The sequence below is a fragment of the Stenotrophomonas sp. S4 genome, assembly GCF_054187805.2.
Genome location: NZ_CM196188.1, coordinates 3,295,367 through 3,312,068, shown reverse-complemented (window position 1 = coordinate 3,312,068; position 16,702 = coordinate 3,295,367). Strand labels below are relative to the sequence as shown.

Annotated in this window: 13 protein-coding genes and 2 tRNA genes; all 15 read left to right on the top strand. The window is 64.5% G+C overall.

The annotated features are described in order from the left end of the window. Positions 1–2 precede the first annotated feature (2 nt). The 15 genes from nuoI (at position 3) to pnp (ending at position 16,433) form a co-directional block, all read left to right on the top strand. Positions 3–491 carry an NADH-quinone oxidoreductase subunit NuoI gene (nuoI, locus tag ACUZUJ_RS15635; RefSeq protein WP_005410456.1) on the top strand — a complete coding sequence of 163 codons (489 nt, stop codon included), beginning with the start codon at positions 3–5 and terminating at the stop codon, positions 489–491. 9 nt (positions 492–500) lie between these two features. After that, positions 501–1,157, top strand: a complete 657-nt coding sequence (locus ACUZUJ_RS15630; protein ID WP_075677133.1) for an NADH-quinone oxidoreductase subunit J — start codon at positions 501–503, stop codon at positions 1,155–1,157. Further along, positions 1,154–1,459 (top strand): NADH-quinone oxidoreductase subunit NuoK, encoded by a 306-nt coding sequence (gene nuoK / locus ACUZUJ_RS15625; RefSeq protein WP_005410454.1) that lies wholly within the window; start codon positions 1,154–1,156, stop codon positions 1,457–1,459. The genes ACUZUJ_RS15630 and nuoK overlap by 4 nt, the downstream gene beginning before the upstream one ends. Before the next feature lie 7 nt (positions 1,460–1,466). After that, positions 1,467–3,632 (top strand): NADH-quinone oxidoreductase subunit L, encoded by a 2,166-nt coding sequence (gene nuoL, locus ACUZUJ_RS15620; protein WP_101765854.1) that lies wholly within the window; start codon positions 1,467–1,469, stop codon positions 3,630–3,632. A gap of 23 nt (positions 3,633–3,655) precedes the next feature. Continuing rightward, on the top strand, positions 3,656–5,164 hold the full coding sequence (locus ACUZUJ_RS15615) for an NADH-quinone oxidoreductase subunit M (protein WP_458220654.1): 1,509 nt from the start codon (positions 3,656–3,658) through the stop codon (positions 5,162–5,164). Between the two features lie 15 nt (positions 5,165–5,179). After that, positions 5,180–6,640: an NADH-quinone oxidoreductase subunit NuoN gene (gene nuoN / locus ACUZUJ_RS15610; protein WP_075677141.1), complete on the top strand. Its 1,461-nt coding sequence runs from the start codon at positions 5,180–5,182 to the stop codon at positions 6,638–6,640. A gap of 127 nt (positions 6,641–6,767) precedes the next feature. Further along, positions 6,768–6,844: transfer RNA gene (locus ACUZUJ_RS15605), tRNA-Met, on the top strand. An 82-nt stretch (positions 6,845–6,926) separates the two neighbouring features. Continuing rightward, positions 6,927–7,003, top strand: a tRNA-Met gene (locus ACUZUJ_RS15600). Positions 7,004–7,370: 367 nt separating this feature from the next. Next, on the top strand, positions 7,371–7,961 hold the full coding sequence (gene rimP, locus ACUZUJ_RS15595) for a ribosome maturation factor RimP (RefSeq protein WP_049401227.1): 591 nt from the start codon (positions 7,371–7,373) through the stop codon (positions 7,959–7,961). 4 nt (positions 7,962–7,965) lie between these two features. Further along, on the top strand, positions 7,966–9,477 hold the full coding sequence (gene nusA, locus ACUZUJ_RS15590) for a transcription termination factor NusA (protein WP_005410449.1): 1,512 nt from the start codon (positions 7,966–7,968) through the stop codon (positions 9,475–9,477). 92 nt (positions 9,478–9,569) lie between these two features. Beyond that, positions 9,570–12,215, top strand: a complete 2,646-nt coding sequence (infB, locus tag ACUZUJ_RS15585) for a translation initiation factor IF-2 (RefSeq protein WP_075677143.1) — start codon at positions 9,570–9,572, stop codon at positions 12,213–12,215. Between the two features lie 124 nt (positions 12,216–12,339). Next, positions 12,340–12,723, top strand: coding sequence for a 30S ribosome-binding factor RbfA (rbfA, locus tag ACUZUJ_RS15580; protein WP_005410447.1), 384 nt, complete (start codon positions 12,340–12,342; stop codon positions 12,721–12,723). A 107-nt stretch (positions 12,724–12,830) separates the two neighbouring features. After that, positions 12,831–13,739, top strand: coding sequence for a tRNA pseudouridine(55) synthase TruB (gene truB, locus ACUZUJ_RS15575; RefSeq protein ID WP_135966407.1), 909 nt, complete (start codon positions 12,831–12,833; stop codon positions 13,737–13,739). A 173-nt stretch (positions 13,740–13,912) separates the two neighbouring features. Further along, on the top strand, positions 13,913–14,173 hold the full coding sequence (gene rpsO, locus ACUZUJ_RS15570; protein WP_005410445.1) for a 30S ribosomal protein S15: 261 nt from the start codon (positions 13,913–13,915) through the stop codon (positions 14,171–14,173). Positions 14,174–14,324: 151 nt separating this feature from the next. Further along, entirely contained in the window at positions 14,325–16,433 is a 2,109-nt protein-coding gene (pnp, locus tag ACUZUJ_RS15565) for a polyribonucleotide nucleotidyltransferase (protein WP_014037942.1), read from the top strand. Positions 16,434–16,702 lie beyond the last annotated feature (269 nt).

The window sequence follows — 16,702 nt, the reverse complement described above, 5'->3', positions numbered from 1 at the left end:
TGATGAACAGGATTACCCATTACTTCAAGAGCCTGCTGCTGCTCGAACTGCTGGCCGGTCTCTGGCTGACGCTGAAGTACAGCTTCAAGCCGAAGTACACGATGATGTACCCGATGGAGAAGTTCCCGCAGTCGCCGCGCTTCCGTGGCCTGCACGCTCTGCGCCGTTATCCCAACGGTGAAGAGCGCTGCATCGCCTGCAAGCTGTGCGAAGCGGTGTGCCCGGCGCTGGCCATCACCATCGACTCGGCCAAGCGCGAAGACGGCACCCGCCGTACCACGCGCTACGACATCGACCTGTTCAAGTGCATCTTCTGTGGCTTCTGCGAAGAAAGCTGCCCGGTGGACTCGATCGTCGAAACCCACATCCTCGAGTACCACTTCGAGAATCGTGGCGAAAACATCGTTACCAAGCCGCAGCTGCTGGCCCTGGGCGACCGTCTCGAAAACGAGATCGCCGAGCGTCGCGCCGCCGATGCCGCTTACCGCTGAGGTCGAGAGATGGATTGGGTAAATATCGCTTTCTGGGTGTTCGCCATCGCGGCAACGGTTTCGGCCGGTGCGGTGATCAGCGTGCGCAACCCGGTTCACGCCGTGCTCTGCCTGGTGCTGACCTTCTTCTCCATCGCCTGCGTGTGGCTGCTGGTGGGCGCCGAGTTCCTCGGCGTGGCGCTGGTGCTGGTCTACGTCGGCGCAGTGATGGTGCTGTTCCTGTTCGTGGTGATGATGCTGGACATCGACCCCACCAAGCTGCGTGAGGGCTGGGTGCGCTACCTGCCGGTCGGCCTCATCGTCGCGGTGGCGATGCTGGCGCAGATGCTGATCCTGATCGGCGTCAAGGCCCGCTCGGTCACGCCGTTCCCGGCCGACAACGCTGCAGCGGTCGCCGCCGACAGCTCCAACGTCACCTGGCTGGCGCGCACGCTGTTCACCGAGTACCTGCTGCCGTTCGAGTTCGCCGCCGTCATCCTGACCGTGGCCGTGGTTGCCGCGGTGATGCTGACCCTGCGCCGCCGTACCGGCGTGAAGAGCCAGAACCCGGGTGAGCAGACCATGGTCAAGGCCGGCCAGCGCCTGCGCATGGTGAAGATGGGCGCCGAAGCACCGGTCGTGCACAGCAACAGCAAGCCGGCCGCCGGCGAGGAGACCCAGCCGTGATTACCCTTGGCCACATGCTTGCGCTCGGCGCGGTGCTGTTCGCCATCAGCCTGGCCGGCATCTTCCTCAACCGGAAGAACGTCATCGTCCTGCTGATGTCGATCGAACTGATGCTGCTGTCGGTGAACATCAATTTCGTCGGCTTCTCGCGTCAGCTGGGCGATCCGTCCGGCCAGCTGTTCGTGTTCTTCATCCTGACCGTCGCCGCCGCGGAAGCCGCCATCGGCCTGGCGATCCTGGTGACCCTGTTCCGTACCCGCCGCACGATCAATGTCGGCGAAGTCGATTCGTTGAAGGGCTGATCCACAGATGGAAATCACTCTCTCCAAGAGTCTGTTGATCGCAGTGGTGCTTGCACCGCTGTTCGGCAGCATCATCGCCGGCCTGTTCGGTCGCCAGGTCAAGCGCTTCGGCGCGCAGACCATCACCATCCTCGGCGTCGCGGTTGCCTGTGGCCTGTCGATGTACACGCTCTACCAGCTGCTGTGGGGCGGGGCGCAGCCGTTCAACCAGAACATCTACACGTTCTTCGAAGTCGGCCAGTACTCGGCCCACGTCGGTTTCATGGTCGACAAGCTGACCGCGATGATGATGGTGGTGGTGACCTTCGTGTCGCTGCTGGTCCACATCTACACGATCGGCTACATGCAGGACGATCCGGGCTACCAGCGGTTCTTCAGCTACATCTCGCTGTTCACCTTCTCGATGCTCACCCTGGTGATGAGCAACAACTTCCTGCAGCTGTTCTTCGGCTGGGAAGCGGTGGGCCTGGTGTCGTACCTGCTGATCGGGTTCTGGTTCAAGCGCCCGACCGCGATCTTCGCCAACATGAAGGCGTTCCTGGTCAACCGCGTCGGTGACTTCGGCTTCCTGCTGGGCATCGCCGGCGTGCTGTGGGTGTTCGGCACCCTGGACTACTCGCAGGTGTTCTCGCAGGCCGGCATGCTGGCTGACCCGCGCGCCCAGCTGCAGATCTGGGACGGCACGATCCTGGGCATGCAGCTGCTGAACGAGCCGGTGATCTGGTCGATCGCCACCGTCATCTGCATCTGCCTGTTCATCGGTGCCATGGGCAAGTCGGCCCAGGTCCCGCTGCACGTGTGGCTGCCGGATTCGATGGAAGGCCCGACCCCGATCTCGGCACTGATCCACGCCGCGACGATGGTGACCGCCGGTATCTTCATGGTCACCCGCATGTCGCCGCTGTTCGAGCTGTCGCAGACCGCGCTGAACTTCGTGCTGTTCATCGGTGCCACCACCGCGTTCTTCACCGGCCTGATCGGCATCGTGCAGAACGACATCAAGCGCGTGGTCGCGTACTCGACCCTGTCGCAGCTGGGCTATATGACCGTCGCCCTGGGCGTGTCGGCCTATTCGGCCGCCGTGTTCCACCTGATGACGCATGCGTTCTTCAAGGCCCTGCTGTTCCTGGGCGCCGGCTCGGTCATCATCGCGATGCACCACGAGCAGGACATGCGCAAGATGGGCGGCCTGCGCAAGTACATGCCGATCACCTTCATCACCATGTGGATCGGTACCCTGGCGCTGGTCGGTACGCCGTTCTTCTCCGGCTTCTACTCGAAGGACACCATCATCGAGGCCGCCGAGCTGCACGCGCACCTGTCCAACAACTGGGTGGCCACCTATGGCTACTGGGCGGTGCTGGGTGGCGTGATCGTCACCAGCTTCTACAGCTTCCGCCTGCTGTTCCTGACCTTCCACGGCAAGGAGCGTTTCCGCGACGCGCATCATGACGATCATGGTCACGGCCATGACGATCACCACGCCGCCGACGCCCACCACGGCGATGCGCATCACGACGACCACGGCCATGGCCACGGTCCGCACGAGCCGCACGAAACCCCGTGGGTGGTGACCCTGCCGCTGATCCTGCTGGCCATCCCGTCGATCGCCATCGGTTTCTTCAGCATCGGTCCGATGCTGTACGGCACCGACTGGGCCGGCAACCATGCGCACGATGCCATCAAGGGCCAGGCGCATACGTTCTTCACCGGCGTGGTCGACTTCTACGATCCGGCCAAGAACACCATCGGTTTCCTGGGTGAAGAGTTCCACGGCCCGGTCGCCTTCGCGCTGCACGGCATGATGGCTCCGGCGTTCATGCTGACCGTTGCGGGCTTCCTGCTGGCCGCGCTGTTCTACCTGTGGAAGCCGGACCTGTCGGGCAAGGCTCGCAAGACCTTCGCTCCGCTGGTGTCGGTGCTGGAAAACAAGTACGGCTTCGACAAGCTGTGGATCGATGGCTTTGCCGGTGGCAGCGTCAAGCTGGGCAAGGTCTCGCGCTGGATCGACAGCAACATCGTCGACGGCGTGGTCAATCTCTCGGCACGTGTTGTGGACGTCGCAGCCGGCGTGCTGCGTCGTACCCAATCCGGTTTCCTCTATCACTACGCCTTCGCGATGATCATCGGCCTGATTGCCCTGCTGGGCGTGCTGATGCATTACCTGCGTTGATGACCTGTACGGAATAAGAAGACGTGTCGAACTGGCCTCTACTCAGTGTCCTCATCTGGCTGCCGGTCCTCGGTGGCGCCCTGATCCTTGCGATCCGTGATGCGCAGACCGCCCGCTGGGCGTCGCTGGGCGTAGCGGTGCTGACGTTCGTGGCGAGCCTCTCGCTGCTGAGCGGCTACAACGCGGGCATCGACGGTCTGCAGTTCGTCGAGACCCATGCCTGGATCCCGGCGTACAAGATCGGCTACAACCTGGGCGTGGACGGCATTGCCGTGGCGCTGATCCTGCTGACCACCCTGGTCAGCGTGCTTGCCCTGATCGGCGCCTGGAGCGCCATCGACAAGCGCGTGAACCAGTACGTGGCGGCCTTCCTGATCCTGGAAGGCGTCACGGTCGGTATCTTCTCGGCCACGGACGCGATGCTGTTCTACGTGTTCTTCGAGGCGATGCTGATCCCGATGTTCCTGATCATCGGTGTCTGGGGTGGCCCGCGCCGCATCTACGCCGCGCTGAAGTTCTTCCTGTACACCTTCCTCGGCTCGGTGCTGATGCTGGTGGCGCTGATCTACCTGTACCTGAAGGGCGGCAGCTTCCAGCTGGCCGACCTGTACGCGCTGCCGCTGTCGGCCAAGGAACAGACCTGGATCTTCTTCGCCTTCCTGATCGCCTTCGCGGTCAAGGTGCCGATGTTCCCGGTCCACACCTGGCTGCCGGATGCCCACGTGGAAGCACCGACCGCCGGTTCGGTGATCCTGGCCGCCATCGCCCTGAAGATCGGTGGCTACGGCTTCCTGCGCTTCAACCTGCCGATCGTCCCGGACGCATCGCAGGAATGGGCCTGGCTGGTGATCGCGCTGTCGCTGATCGCGGTGATCTACGTCGGCCTGGTCGCCCTGGTTCAGGACGACATGAAGAAGCTGATCGCCTATTCGTCGATCGCGCACATGGGCTTCGTCACCCTGGGCACCTTCATCGCCCTGTGGCTGGTGCGTGAAGCCGGTAACGCCGATGCCGCCCGCCTGGGCCTGCAGGGCGCCATGGTGCAGATGATCTCGCACGGCTTCGTGTCCGGCGCTATGTTCTCCTGCGTCGGCGTGCTGTACGACCGCATGCACAGCCGCCGCATCGCCGATTACGGCGGCGTGGTCAACGTGATGCCGTGGTTTGCCACCTTCGCCATGCTGTTCTTCATGGCCAACGCGGGCCTGCCGGGTACCAGCGGTTTCGTTGGCGAGTTCATGGTCATCCTGTCGGCCTTCCAGCGTAATCCGTGGATCGCACTGGGCGCGGCCACCACCCTGATCATCGGCGCCGCCTACACCCTGTGGCTGTACAAGCGCATCTTCTTCGGTGAAGTGGCCAACAGCCATGTTGCCGAACTGAAGGACATCAACGGCCGCGAATGGCTGGTGCTGGGCGTGTTCGCCATTGGCGTGCTGGCGCTGGGCATCTATCCCAAGCCGCTGACCGACCTGATGGAGCCCTCGATCGCGAAGCTGGCGATGCAGATCGCATCCAGCAAGCTGCTGTAATTCCAGGATTTGATGATGACCACCTCGCCGCTGCTGCCATTGACCGCCGCTGACCTGCCACCGCTCGCTCCCGAGCTGGTGCTGATCGGCAGCGCCTTCGCCCTGATGATCCTCGACCTGTTCGTCAGCAACCGGAACAAGATCGTCACCCACCTGTTCTCGCTCGCTGCGCTGGCCGTGGTGCTGTTCATGCTGGCCACCGGCGTGGGCGGGCAGGGGGAGGTCTTCCATGGCATGTTCGTGCGCGATACCGCCGCGGACGTGATGAAGACCGGGATCGTGCTGCTCAGCGGCCTGACCCTGGTCTACGGCTGGCGCTACCTGCGTGACCGCAACCTGTTCCAGGGCGAGATCCCGGTGCTGATCCTGTTCGGCACCGCCGGCATGATGATCCTGGTCTCGGCCGGCAGCCTGCTGATGGTCTACCTGGGCCTGGAACTGCTGGCGCTGTGCTCCTACGCACTGGTCGCCAGCAACCGCGAGAACGGCCTGGCCTCGGAAGCGGCGATGAAGTACATCGTGCTCGGTTCGCTGGCCTCGGGCCTGCTGCTGTACGGCATGTCGCTGATCTACGGCGCCACCGGCAGCCTGCACCTGGACGTCATCCGCGAGGCCATCCCGCACTCCGAAGAGCGCGTGCTGCTGATCACCGGTGCGGTGTTCATGATTGCCGGCGTCGCCTTCAAGCTGGGTGCCGCGCCGTTCCACATGTGGCTGCCGGACGTGTACCAGGGTGCCCCGGCACCGATCGCACTGTTCATCAGCTCGGCGCCGAAGCTGGCCGCCTTTGGCATGGCGTACCGCCTGCTGGAAATGGGCGTGGGCCCGCTGTCGACCGAACTGCAGCTGCTGATCGCCGGCCTGGCCGCGGTCTCGCTGGTCATCGGCAACCTGATGGCCATCGCGCAGAGCAACCTCAAGCGCATGCTGGCGTTCTCCACCGTCTCGCACATCGGCTTCCTGCTGATGGGCATCGCAGGTGGCGGTTCGCAGGGCTATGCCGCCGCACTGTTCTACGCACTGGCCTACGCCATCATGTCGACCGCCGCCTTCGGTGCGATCATCGCGCTGTCGCGTGCCGGCTTCGAAGCCGAGAACATCGAAGACTTCAAGGGCCTGAATGCCCGCAACCCGTGGATGGCCGGCCTGGTGCTGTGCATCATGGCGTCGCTGGCCGGCATCCCGCCGTTCCTGGGCTTCTGGACCAAGCTGGCGGTGCTGGGCGCGGCCGTCAACGGCGGCCTGCTGTGGCTGGCCATCCTCGGCGTGCTGTGCGCCGTGGTCGGCTGCTTCTACTACCTGCGTGTCATCAAGGTCATGTACTTCGATGAGCCGGTGGGCGAGGCCATGCCGCGCAGCAACGACCGCGTGCTGGGCGTGGTGCTGGGCGTGAACGCGCTGGCACTGCTGGCCCTGGGCCTGGCCTGGAACCCGATCATGGTCTGGTGCCAGCAGGCATTTGCGCATCTTGCATAAAAGTTGACACAAAGCTGCGCGATTCGTGTAATATGCGCAGCCTGAGTTGTCACTGCAGCGGTTCAGCCAGAACATCGTTGCGGTAGCCCTCCTCGAAAGAGCAGGGCAGCAGTTCAAACACTTCCGGTGCGGGGTGGAGCAGTCTGGCAGCTCGTCGGGCTCATAACCCGAAGGTCGCAGGTTCAAATCCTGCCCCCGCTACCAACTTCATATCGGCGCCAACCGGTTTGATGAATGAGTGAAGGCTTGCATGTTTTGAAGCATTCGCTCATAATTCCGCTTCTGATGCGGGGTGGAGCAGTCTGGCAGCTCGTCGGGCTCATAACCCGAAGGTCGCAGGTTCAAATCCTGCCCCCGCTACCAAGTAAAGAAATCGCCTTCGAAGTTCTGCTTCGAAGGCGTTTTTCTTTGGGGTCTGCGTCGTTTCTGCGTGATTGGGGTCAGGTCCCTTTTCCCGTGGAAAAGGGACCTGACCCCGGGTCCGCATCTTGCACCAGCGCGGTGCAGTCGCTATCATCAGCGGCCTAGCAGTACCCCTGAAGGCGGCCTCCCAGCGGGAGTCCGGACCCGGAAGGAGGGCCGCAACCGGCAGGCAATGCAGGTTGCAACCGGAATCCAGTCACCGGAGTCTTTCCGGAAAAGGGGCCCAACGGGCCCTTTGTCGTTTCCGGGGCGTCATGTTTCCACGCCGGCCAAGGCCGGCACCCAACCATAGAGATCAAGGCAGGCTGTGAGCGACAAGGCAACCGACATCGCGAATCTGCTCGCCCCGACCGTTGTGTCGCTGGGCCTGGAGCTGCTGGGCGTTGAGTATCTGCCGGCCCCCGGCGGTGCGACCCTGCGCCTTTACATCGACGTGCCGCTGGCTGAACAGCCCGAGCGCATCATCAATGTCGACGACTGCGAGCGCGTCAGCCGCGAAGTGTCGGCGCAGATGGACGTCGAAGACCCGATCAGCGGCAACTACACGCTGGAAGTGTCTTCGCCGGGCGTCGACCGTCCGCTGTTCAACCTGGAGCAGTTCGGCCGTCACCTCGGCGAAATGGCCAAGGTCACGCTGAAGCTGCCGCAGGACAACCGTCGTCGCCTGCAGGGCCGCATCGAAGCGATCGACGAGGCCGCGGACACCATCACCTTCATCGTCGACAAGGCCGAAGTGGTCGTGTCGGCCGACAACATCGACAAGGCACGGATCATGCCCGACTGGGTGGCGCTGGGGCTGGCCCCGAGCAAGCCGACCGGTCCGGCACCGAAGCGTCCGAAGCCGAACAAGAATTCTTCTTCCAACGAGCCGGCGGCAAAGAAGCCGCGCGCGGAGTGAGCCAATGAGCAAGGAACTGTTGCTGGTAGTCGACGCAGTCGCCAACGAGAAGGGCGTGCCGCGTGAAGTGATCTTCGATGCCATCGAGGCCGCCCTGGCCTCGGCAGCGAAGAAGCGCTATCCCGACGAGGAAGTGCTGACCCGCGTGGTCATCGACCACAAGGACGGCAGCTACGAAACCTTCCGCCGCTGGGAAGTGGTGGCCGATGACGTGGTCATGGAATCGCCGGACCGTCAGATCCGCCTGATGGACGCCGTCGATGAAGCCGAAGGCGTGGACGTCGGCGACTACATCGAAGAGCAGATCGAGAACCCGGACTTCGGCCGCATTGCTGCCCAGGCCGCCAAGCAGGTCATCGTCCAGCGCGTGCGCGAAGCCGAGCGCCAGCAGGTCGTGGATGCGTGGAAGGATCGCGTGGGTGAGCTGATCACCGGCGTGGTCAAGCGCGCCGAGCGCGGCAACATCTATGTCGACCTCGGTGGCAACGCCGAAGGCTTCATCCCGAAGGACAAGGGCATTCCGCGCGACGTGCTGCGCGCCGGTGACCGTGTGCGCGGCTACCTGGCCGAAGTGCGCTCGGAGCCGCGTGGCCCGCAGCTGTTCATCAGCCGTGCCGCCCCGGAATTCATGATCGAGCTGTTCAAGCTGGAAGTGCCGGAAGTCGGCCAGGGCCTGGTGGAAATCAAGGCCTGCGCCCGCGATCCGGGCGACCGCGCCAAGATCGCCGTGCTGGCCCACGACCAGCGCACCGATCCGATCGGTGCCTGCATCGGCATGCGCGGTTCGCGCGTGCAGGCCGTGTCCAACGAGCTCAATGGCGAGCGCGTGGACATCGTGCTGTGGAACGACAACCCGGCCAACTTCGTCATCAACGCGATGGCACCGGCCGAAGTGCAGTCGATCATCGTCGATGAAGACAAGCATTCGATGGACCTGGCTGTTGCTGAAGACCGCCTGGCCCAGGCGATCGGCAAGGGCGGCCAGAACGTGCGCCTGGCCAGCCGCCTGACCGGCTGGCAGCTCAACGTGATGACCCAGGACCAGGTCACCGCCAAGTCGGAAGCCGAGCAGGCTTCGGCCCGCCAGCTGTTCATGGACAAGCTGGAAGTGGACGAGGAAATCGCCGGCATCCTGGTCAGCGAAGGCTTCGGCACCGTCGAGGAAATCGCCTATGTCCCGGTCGGCGAACTGCTGGCCGTGGAAGGTTTCGACGAGGACATCGTCGAAGAGCTGCGCGCCCGTGCCCGCGATGCGCTGCTCAATGAGGCCCTGGCAGTCGAGGAAGGCCTTGAAGACGGCCAGCCGGCGCAGGACCTGCTGTCCCTGAAGGGCATGGACGAAGCCACCGCATATGCGCTGGCCGGCCACGGCGTGCGTACCAGCGAGGACCTGTCCGACCTGGCCGCCGACGAGGTCATGGACTTCGGCATCGAAGGACTGGATCAGGCGCGCGCCGCTGCGCTGATCCTGGCCGCCCGTGCCGAGGAGATCGCCCGACTGGAACGCGGCGAATGAGCCGGCAATGAACAGGGCCCTGAGCCGCTCAGGGCGTAGAATCCGCGCCACCTCCAGATGCGGGGGGGCGCCCACAAGATCATAGGATCCGAATGTCGCAGCAAACCACCATCCGCAAGCTTGCCGAACTGGTCAACACGCCGGTCGAAAAACTGCTGGAACAGCTGGCCGGTGCCGGCATGAAGTTCAGCGGTCCCGACCAGGTCGTGACCAGCTCCGAGAAGGTTAAGCTCCTGGGCTTCCTTCGTCGTTCGCACGGCAAGCCCGAGCAGGCCCCGGAAGAGACCGATCAGTCTGCAAAGAAGATCACGCTCAACCGCCGGAAGCAGCAGGAAGTGACGGTCAATTCCGGTCGCAGCAAGACGACCGTGAATGTCGAGGTGCGCCAGAAGCGTACCTACGTCAAGGATGGTGCTCGCGCCATGACCCCGGACGAAGAGCGCGCCGACATCCTGCGCAAGCTGGAAGAGTCGCGTGCCCGCAACCTTGCCGAACAGCAGGCCCTGGCCGAGAAGGATCGTCTGCGCGACGAGGCCATCGTCCGCGCCCGTGAGGAGGAGGTTGCCGCCAAGGAGCGTGCCGAAGCCGAGAAGAAGGCGGCCGAGGAAGCTGCGGCTGCCGCCAAGGCGGCCGAGGCGCTGGCTGCCAGCAAGCCCAAGCGTGCTCCGATCGACGAAACCGCGCCGCGTCCGCCGCGCGCCCCGGCCGCAGCCCCGGCTGCACCGCGTGGTGCTCCGCCGCCGCCGCGCAGCGACGACCGCAACAACCGCAGCGCGCCGCGCAACGAGCGTGGCCCGGGCGATCGCTTCGCCGGCCAGATGCACCTGTCGGCTGCCGACCGTGCGCGTCGTGGCAACAGCAACAACAGCAATTCCCGTGGACGTCCGGGTGGTCGCAACCAGTCCGGTGGCCGTCGCGACATGTCGCGTGGTGGCAACAATGCCGGTCCGCACGCCTTCGAGCGTCCAACCGCACCGGTGGTGCGTGAAGTGGCGATCGGCGACACGATCACCGTGGCCGACCTGGCGCAGAAGCTTGCGCTGAAGGGCGGCGAGGTGGTCAAGGCGCTGTTCAAGATGGGCGTGATGGCCACCATCACCCAGTCCATCGACCATGACACCGCCGCGCTGGTGACCGAAGAACTCGGCCACAAGGCGATCCGTGCCAACGACAACGACGCCGAGGACGCACTGCTGGCCTCGACCGGTGAAAACCAGGGCGAAGCCACCCAGCGTCCGCCGGTGGTCACCATCATGGGTCACGTCGACCACGGCAAGACCTCGCTGCTGGATTACATCCGCCGTACCAAGGTCGCCACCGGCGAGGCCGGCGGCATCACCCAGCACATCGGCGCTTACCACGTCGATACGCCGAAGGGCGTGATCAGCTTCCTGGATACCCCGGGCCATGCTGCCTTCACCTCGATGCGTGCGCGCGGTGCCAAGCTGACCGATATCGTGGTGCTGGTCGTGGCCGCCGATGACGGTGTCATGCCGCAGACCAAGGAAGCGATCCAGCACGCCCGTTCGGCGGGTGTGCCGCTGATCGTGGCGATCAACAAGATCGACAAGTCCGATGCCGATCCGATGCGGGTCAAGAACGAACTGCTGTCCGAGCAGGTCGTGGCCGAAGACTTCGGTGGTGACACCCAGATGGTGGAGATCTCGGCCAAGACCGGCCTGGGCATCGACGACCTGCTGGACGCCATCTCGATCCAGGCCGAACTGCTGGAACTGAAGGCCGTCGACGAAGGCCGCGCCTCGGGCGTGGTGATCGAATCGTCGCTGGACAAGGGCCGCGGCCCGGTCGCGACCGTGCTGGTGCAGCAGGGCCGCCTGAAGAAGGGCGACTACCTGGTGTGTGGCATCCAGTACGGCCGCGTGCGTGCGCTGTTCGACGAGACCGGCAAGCAGCCGGAGTTCGCTGGCCCGTCCATCCCGGTGCAGGTCCTGGGCCTGTCCGGCGTGCCGGAAGCCGGTGACGACTTCGTGGTGGTCGAGGACGAGCGCCTGGCCAAGGACGTTGCCCAGCAGCGTGAGACCAAGCGCCGTGAGTCGCGCCTGGTCGCCACCGCGGGCAGCCGCATGGAAGACATCATGGCGACCCTGGGCAAGGGCGAGGGCCAGCAGGTCCTCAACCTGGTCATCAAGGCCGACGTGCAGGGCTCGGTACAGGCGCTGAGCCAGGCACTGGTCGCGCTGTCCAACGAAGATATCCGCATCAACGTGATCCACTCCGGCGTGGGCGGCATCACCGAGTCGGACGCCAACTCGGCGGCCGCTTCGAAGGCCACCGTCATCGGCTTCAACGTGCGTGCGGACGCTTCGGCCCGTCGCATCATCGAATCCAACGGCGTGGACCTGCGTTACTTCTCGATCATCTATGACGTGATCGACCAGGTGAAGCAGGTGGCCTCCGGTCTGTTGGGCGTGGAGATCCGCGAAGAGATCATCGGTATCGCCGAGGTCCGCGACGTCTTCCGCAGCTCCAAGCTGGGCGCCGTCGCCGGCTCGATGGTCATCGAGGGCGTGGTCAAGCGCAACAAGCCGATCCGCGTGCTGCGCGACAGCGTGGTGATCTTCGAGGGCGAGCTGGAATCGCTGCGTCGCTTCAAGGAGAACGTCGAGGAAGTCCGCAACGGTACCGAATGCGGTATCGCGGTGAAGGCCTACAACGACGTCAAGCCGGGTGACCAGATCGAGTGCTTCGAGCGTATCGAAGTGCCGCGCACCCTGTAATGCTGCGTGGCGGCCCGACCAACGGTCGGGCCCTACCGGCATGCAAAGCCCGACCCACGGTCGGGTACCATGTAGATGTAGCGCCCGACCGTTGGTCGGGCGACAACTGAACCAAGAGCTCCTCGTGCCCAAGACTTTCCATCGAACCGACCGTGTCTCCGCCCAGCTGCGCCGTGAACTCGGCACCCTGGTGCACAACGCCGTGCGCGAGCACGGGTTGCCCTCGGTGAGCGTGTCCGACGTGGAAATCACCCGCGACATGGCCCATGCCAAGGTGTTCGTCACCGCGCTGATGCCGGAACGTTCGGCTGAAGCCGTGGCCGGCCTGAAGGAACTGGGCTACCGCCTGCGCATGGACCTGGCCCGTGCGATGAAGCTGCGCCACGTGCCGGAGCTGCATTTCCACTACGACGACTCGGTCGACCGTGGTGAGCACATCGACAACATCCTGCGCGACCTGCCCGATACGCTGGCCGCCGAGAAGCGTCGCGAGAGCGACGAAGAATAACCGCGCGACGCCGGGCATGCCCGGCGTTGTTGCATTCCGGCTGCGCGATGTCTGATGCAGACCGCGCTGCAGCAGTCGAGCATGGCTCGACTCTACAAAATCCTGTCATGACCCGAATTCAGTTCCGCCGCCTGGATGGCATCCTGCTGCTCGACAAGTCGACCGGCATGAGCTCCAACGCTGCCCTGCAGGTGGCGCGCCGCCTGTTCCGCGCCGAGAAGGGGGGCCATACCGGCAGCCTCGACCCGCTGGCCACCGGCCTGCTGCCGCTGTGTTTCGGTGAGGCCACCAAGATCGCCGGCCTGCTGCTGGGTTCGGCCAAGGCCTACGACGCCGAGATCGTGCTCGGCCAGACCACCGATACCGACGATGCCGAAGGCCAGGTGCTGCTGCAGCGCCCGGTGCCGGCGATCAGTGCCGAGGCCCTGCAGGCTGCGCTGGCGCCGTTGACCGGCAACATCCGCCAGCGTGCCCCGATCTATTCGGCACTGAAGCAGGGTGGGGAACCGCTGTATGTGAAGGCCCGCCGCGGTGACGTCATCGAAGCGCCTGAGCGCGAGGTGCAGGTGCACGCCATCGAGGTGCTGGAGCAGCAGCCGGAACGGCTGCGGCTGCGCGTGACCTGTGGTTCCGGCACCTATATCCGCAGCCTGGCCCGCGACCTCGGCGAAAGCCTGGGCTGTGGCGCCCACATCAGCGCGCTGCGCCGGCTCTGGGTCGAGCCGTTCCGCGAGCCTGCCATGGTCACGCTGGACCAGCTGAGGGCGATGGTCGAGGCCGGTGACGAGGCCGGTATGGACGCGTTGCTGCTGCCGCTGGCGGCCGGTCTGGCTGAATACCCGAGGGTCGACCTGGACGCCGACCAGGCCCATCGGTTCTGCGTCGGTCAGCGCCAGCGCGACCTGTCCTGGCCGCGGGGCCTGGTGGCCGTGTTCGGTCCGGACGACGCTGTCCAGGGCCTCGGCCAGGTCGACGACAGCGGCCTGCTGGCCCCGCAGCGCCGTTTCAACCTCTGACCGGGGCCTGCCGGTTCAGCCCCGGTCCTTGTCCCGGAAGCCCCCGACCGTTACAATTTCGCGGCCGTTTTCCGGCAACCTGCCTCGCGCAGGTTTCATCCTCGTAGTCCACGGCGAGCCTGGCGGTGCGCGAAGCGCGTTCCTGCCGGCCACGCATCACAGAGAAAAAAGAAATGTCGATCGACACCCAGAAGGTCATTGAAGACAACAAGCGCAGCTCGGCTGACACCGGCTCCCCGGAAGTCCAGGTTGCACTGCTGACCGCCCGCATCGAACTGCTGACCGGCCACTTCAAGACCCACAAGAAGGACCACCACAGCCGCCGCGGCCTGCTGCAGATGGTCAACCGCCGTCGCAGCCTGCTCGACTACCTGAAGAAGAAGGACGTCGAGCGTTACAAGGCCCTGATCGAGAAGCTTGGCCTGCGTCGCTAAGCAACGAATCCCCCGCGGCGCAGCGATGCGCCGCGGTTTTGTTTTGTAGCACCGCAATCCCCGATTCAGGCCGGAACGATCCGGCCACCCGCTGGCGGCATGGGTCGCCGACGGTCCAAATTCGCAGACAGCATCCCCAAGGACACCCTCCGTGGCAAAAATCACCAAAACCTTCCAGTACGGCAAGCACACCGTCACGCTTGAGACCGGCGAAGTCGCCCGCCAGGCCAGCGGCGCCGTCATCGTCAAGATGGACGACACCGTACTGCTGGTCACCGCCGTCGCCGCCAAGAGCGCGCGCGAAGGCCAGGACTTCTTCCCGCTGACCGTCGATTATCAGGAAAAGTTCTACGCCGGCGGCCGTATCCCGGGTGGTTTCTTCAAGCGCGAAGGCCGTGCGACCGAGAAGGAAACCCTGATCTCGCGTCTGATCGACCGTCCGATCCGCCCGCTGTTCCCGGAAGACTACAAGAACGAAGTGCAGATCATCGCCACGGTGATGTCGCTGAACCCGGACGTGGACGGTGACATCCCGGCCCTGATCGGTGCTTCGGCTGCCCTGGCCCTGGCTGGCACCCCGTTCATGGGTCCGATCGGCGCGGCCAAGGTCGGTTACAAGAACGGCGAGTACATCCTGAACCCGACCGTCAGCGAACTGGCTGACTCGCAGCTGGAGCTGGTCGTCGCCGGTACCTCCAACGCCGTGCTGATGGTTGAATCCGAAGCCGCGCTGCTGTCCGAAGAAGTGATGCTGGGCGCCGTGACCTTCGGTCACCGCGAAATGCAGAAGGTCATCAACGCGATCAACGAGCTGACCGTCGAAGCCGGCACCAAGCCGTCGACCTGGGAAGCCCCGGCCAAGAACGACGCGCTGATCTCCGCCCTGAAGGAAGCCATCGGCCCGCGCCTGGGCGAAGCCTTCCAGGTGCGTGACAAGCTGCAGCGCCGCGATGCCATCTCGGCGATCAAGAAGGACGTGGTTGAAACCCTGGCTGGCCGCGTGGCCGCTGAAGGCTGGAACCCGGCCGAGCTGTCGAAGGAATTCGGCGAGCTGGAATACCGCACCATGCGTGACTCCGTGCTGGACACCAAGGTCCGTATCGACGGCCGTGCGCTGGACACCGTCCGCCCGATCGCCGTGAAGACCGGCGTGCTGCCGCGCACCCACGGTTCCTCGCTGTTCACCCGTGGCGAAACCCAGGCCATCGTGACCATCACCCTGGGCACCGCCCGTGATGGCCAGGTCATCGATGCCGTTGCCGGTGAGTACAAGGAAAACTTCCTGTTCCACTACAACTTCCCTCCGTTCTCGGTGGGTGAGTGCGGCCGCATGATGGGCCCGAAGCGCCGCGAAATCGGCCACGGCCGCCTGGCCAAGCGCGGCGTGCTGGCTGTCATGCCGTCGCTGGAATCCTTCCCGTACACCATCCGCGTCGTCTCGGAAATCACCGAGTCGAACGGTTCCTCGTCGATGGCGTCGGTCTGCGGCTCGTCGCTGGCCCTGATGGACGCGGGCGTGCCGGTGAAGGCGCCGGTGGCCGGTATCGCCATGGGCCTGGTCAAGGAAGGCGAGCGCTTCGTCGTCCTGTCCGACATCCTGGGTGACGAAGATCACCTGGGCGACATGGACTTCAAGGTGGCCGGTACCGCTGAGGGCATTTCCGCCCTGCAGATGGACATCAAGATCGAAGGCATCACCGAAGAGATCATGAAGCAGGCCCTGCAGCAGGCCAAGGCTGGCCGTCTGCACATCCTGGGCGAAATGGCCCACGGCCTGACCGCTCCGCGTGAAGAGCTGTCGGACTACGCGCCGCGCCTGCTGACCATCAAGATCCACCCGGACAAGATCCGCGAAGTGATCGGCAAGGGTGGCTCGACCATCCAGGCCATCACCAAGGAAACCGGCACCCAGATCGACATCCAGGACGACGGCACCATCGTCATCGCGTCGGTCAATGCCATCGCTGCCCAGGCCGCCAAGGCCCGCATCGAGCAGATCACCTCGGACGTCGAGCCGGGCCGCATCTACGAAGGCAAGGTCGCCAAGATCATGGACTTCGGCGCGTTCGTCACGATCCTGCCGGGCAAGGACGGTCTGGTCCACGTGTCGCAGATCTCCAGCGATCGCGTCGAGAAGGTCGGCGACGTGCTGAAGGAAGGCGATGTGGTCAAGGTCAAGGTGCTGGAAGTCGACAAGCAGGGCCGTATCCGCCTGTCGATGAAGGCCGTGGAAGAAGGCGACGCCGTCAGCGCCGAGTAATCGACCTCCGGTCGATTACGGTAGGTGTCAACCTTGGTTGACACGCTGCTGGAATCGCTGAAATGAGAAAGCGGGCTTCGGCCCGCTTTTTCTTTGCCTCGATGTCATGAAGAGCCGCTCATCCGGGTCGCTGCATGTCCTGCTGCAGTGCGTGAGCGCCGCCACCTGGCCATCGTTCTGTCACGGTTGCGCGGATCGCGCCTGTCCACGGGACGACATGCCACGACATCGGTCCCACGGCCTCATCGGTTTGCTAACGTGGCTGCGCC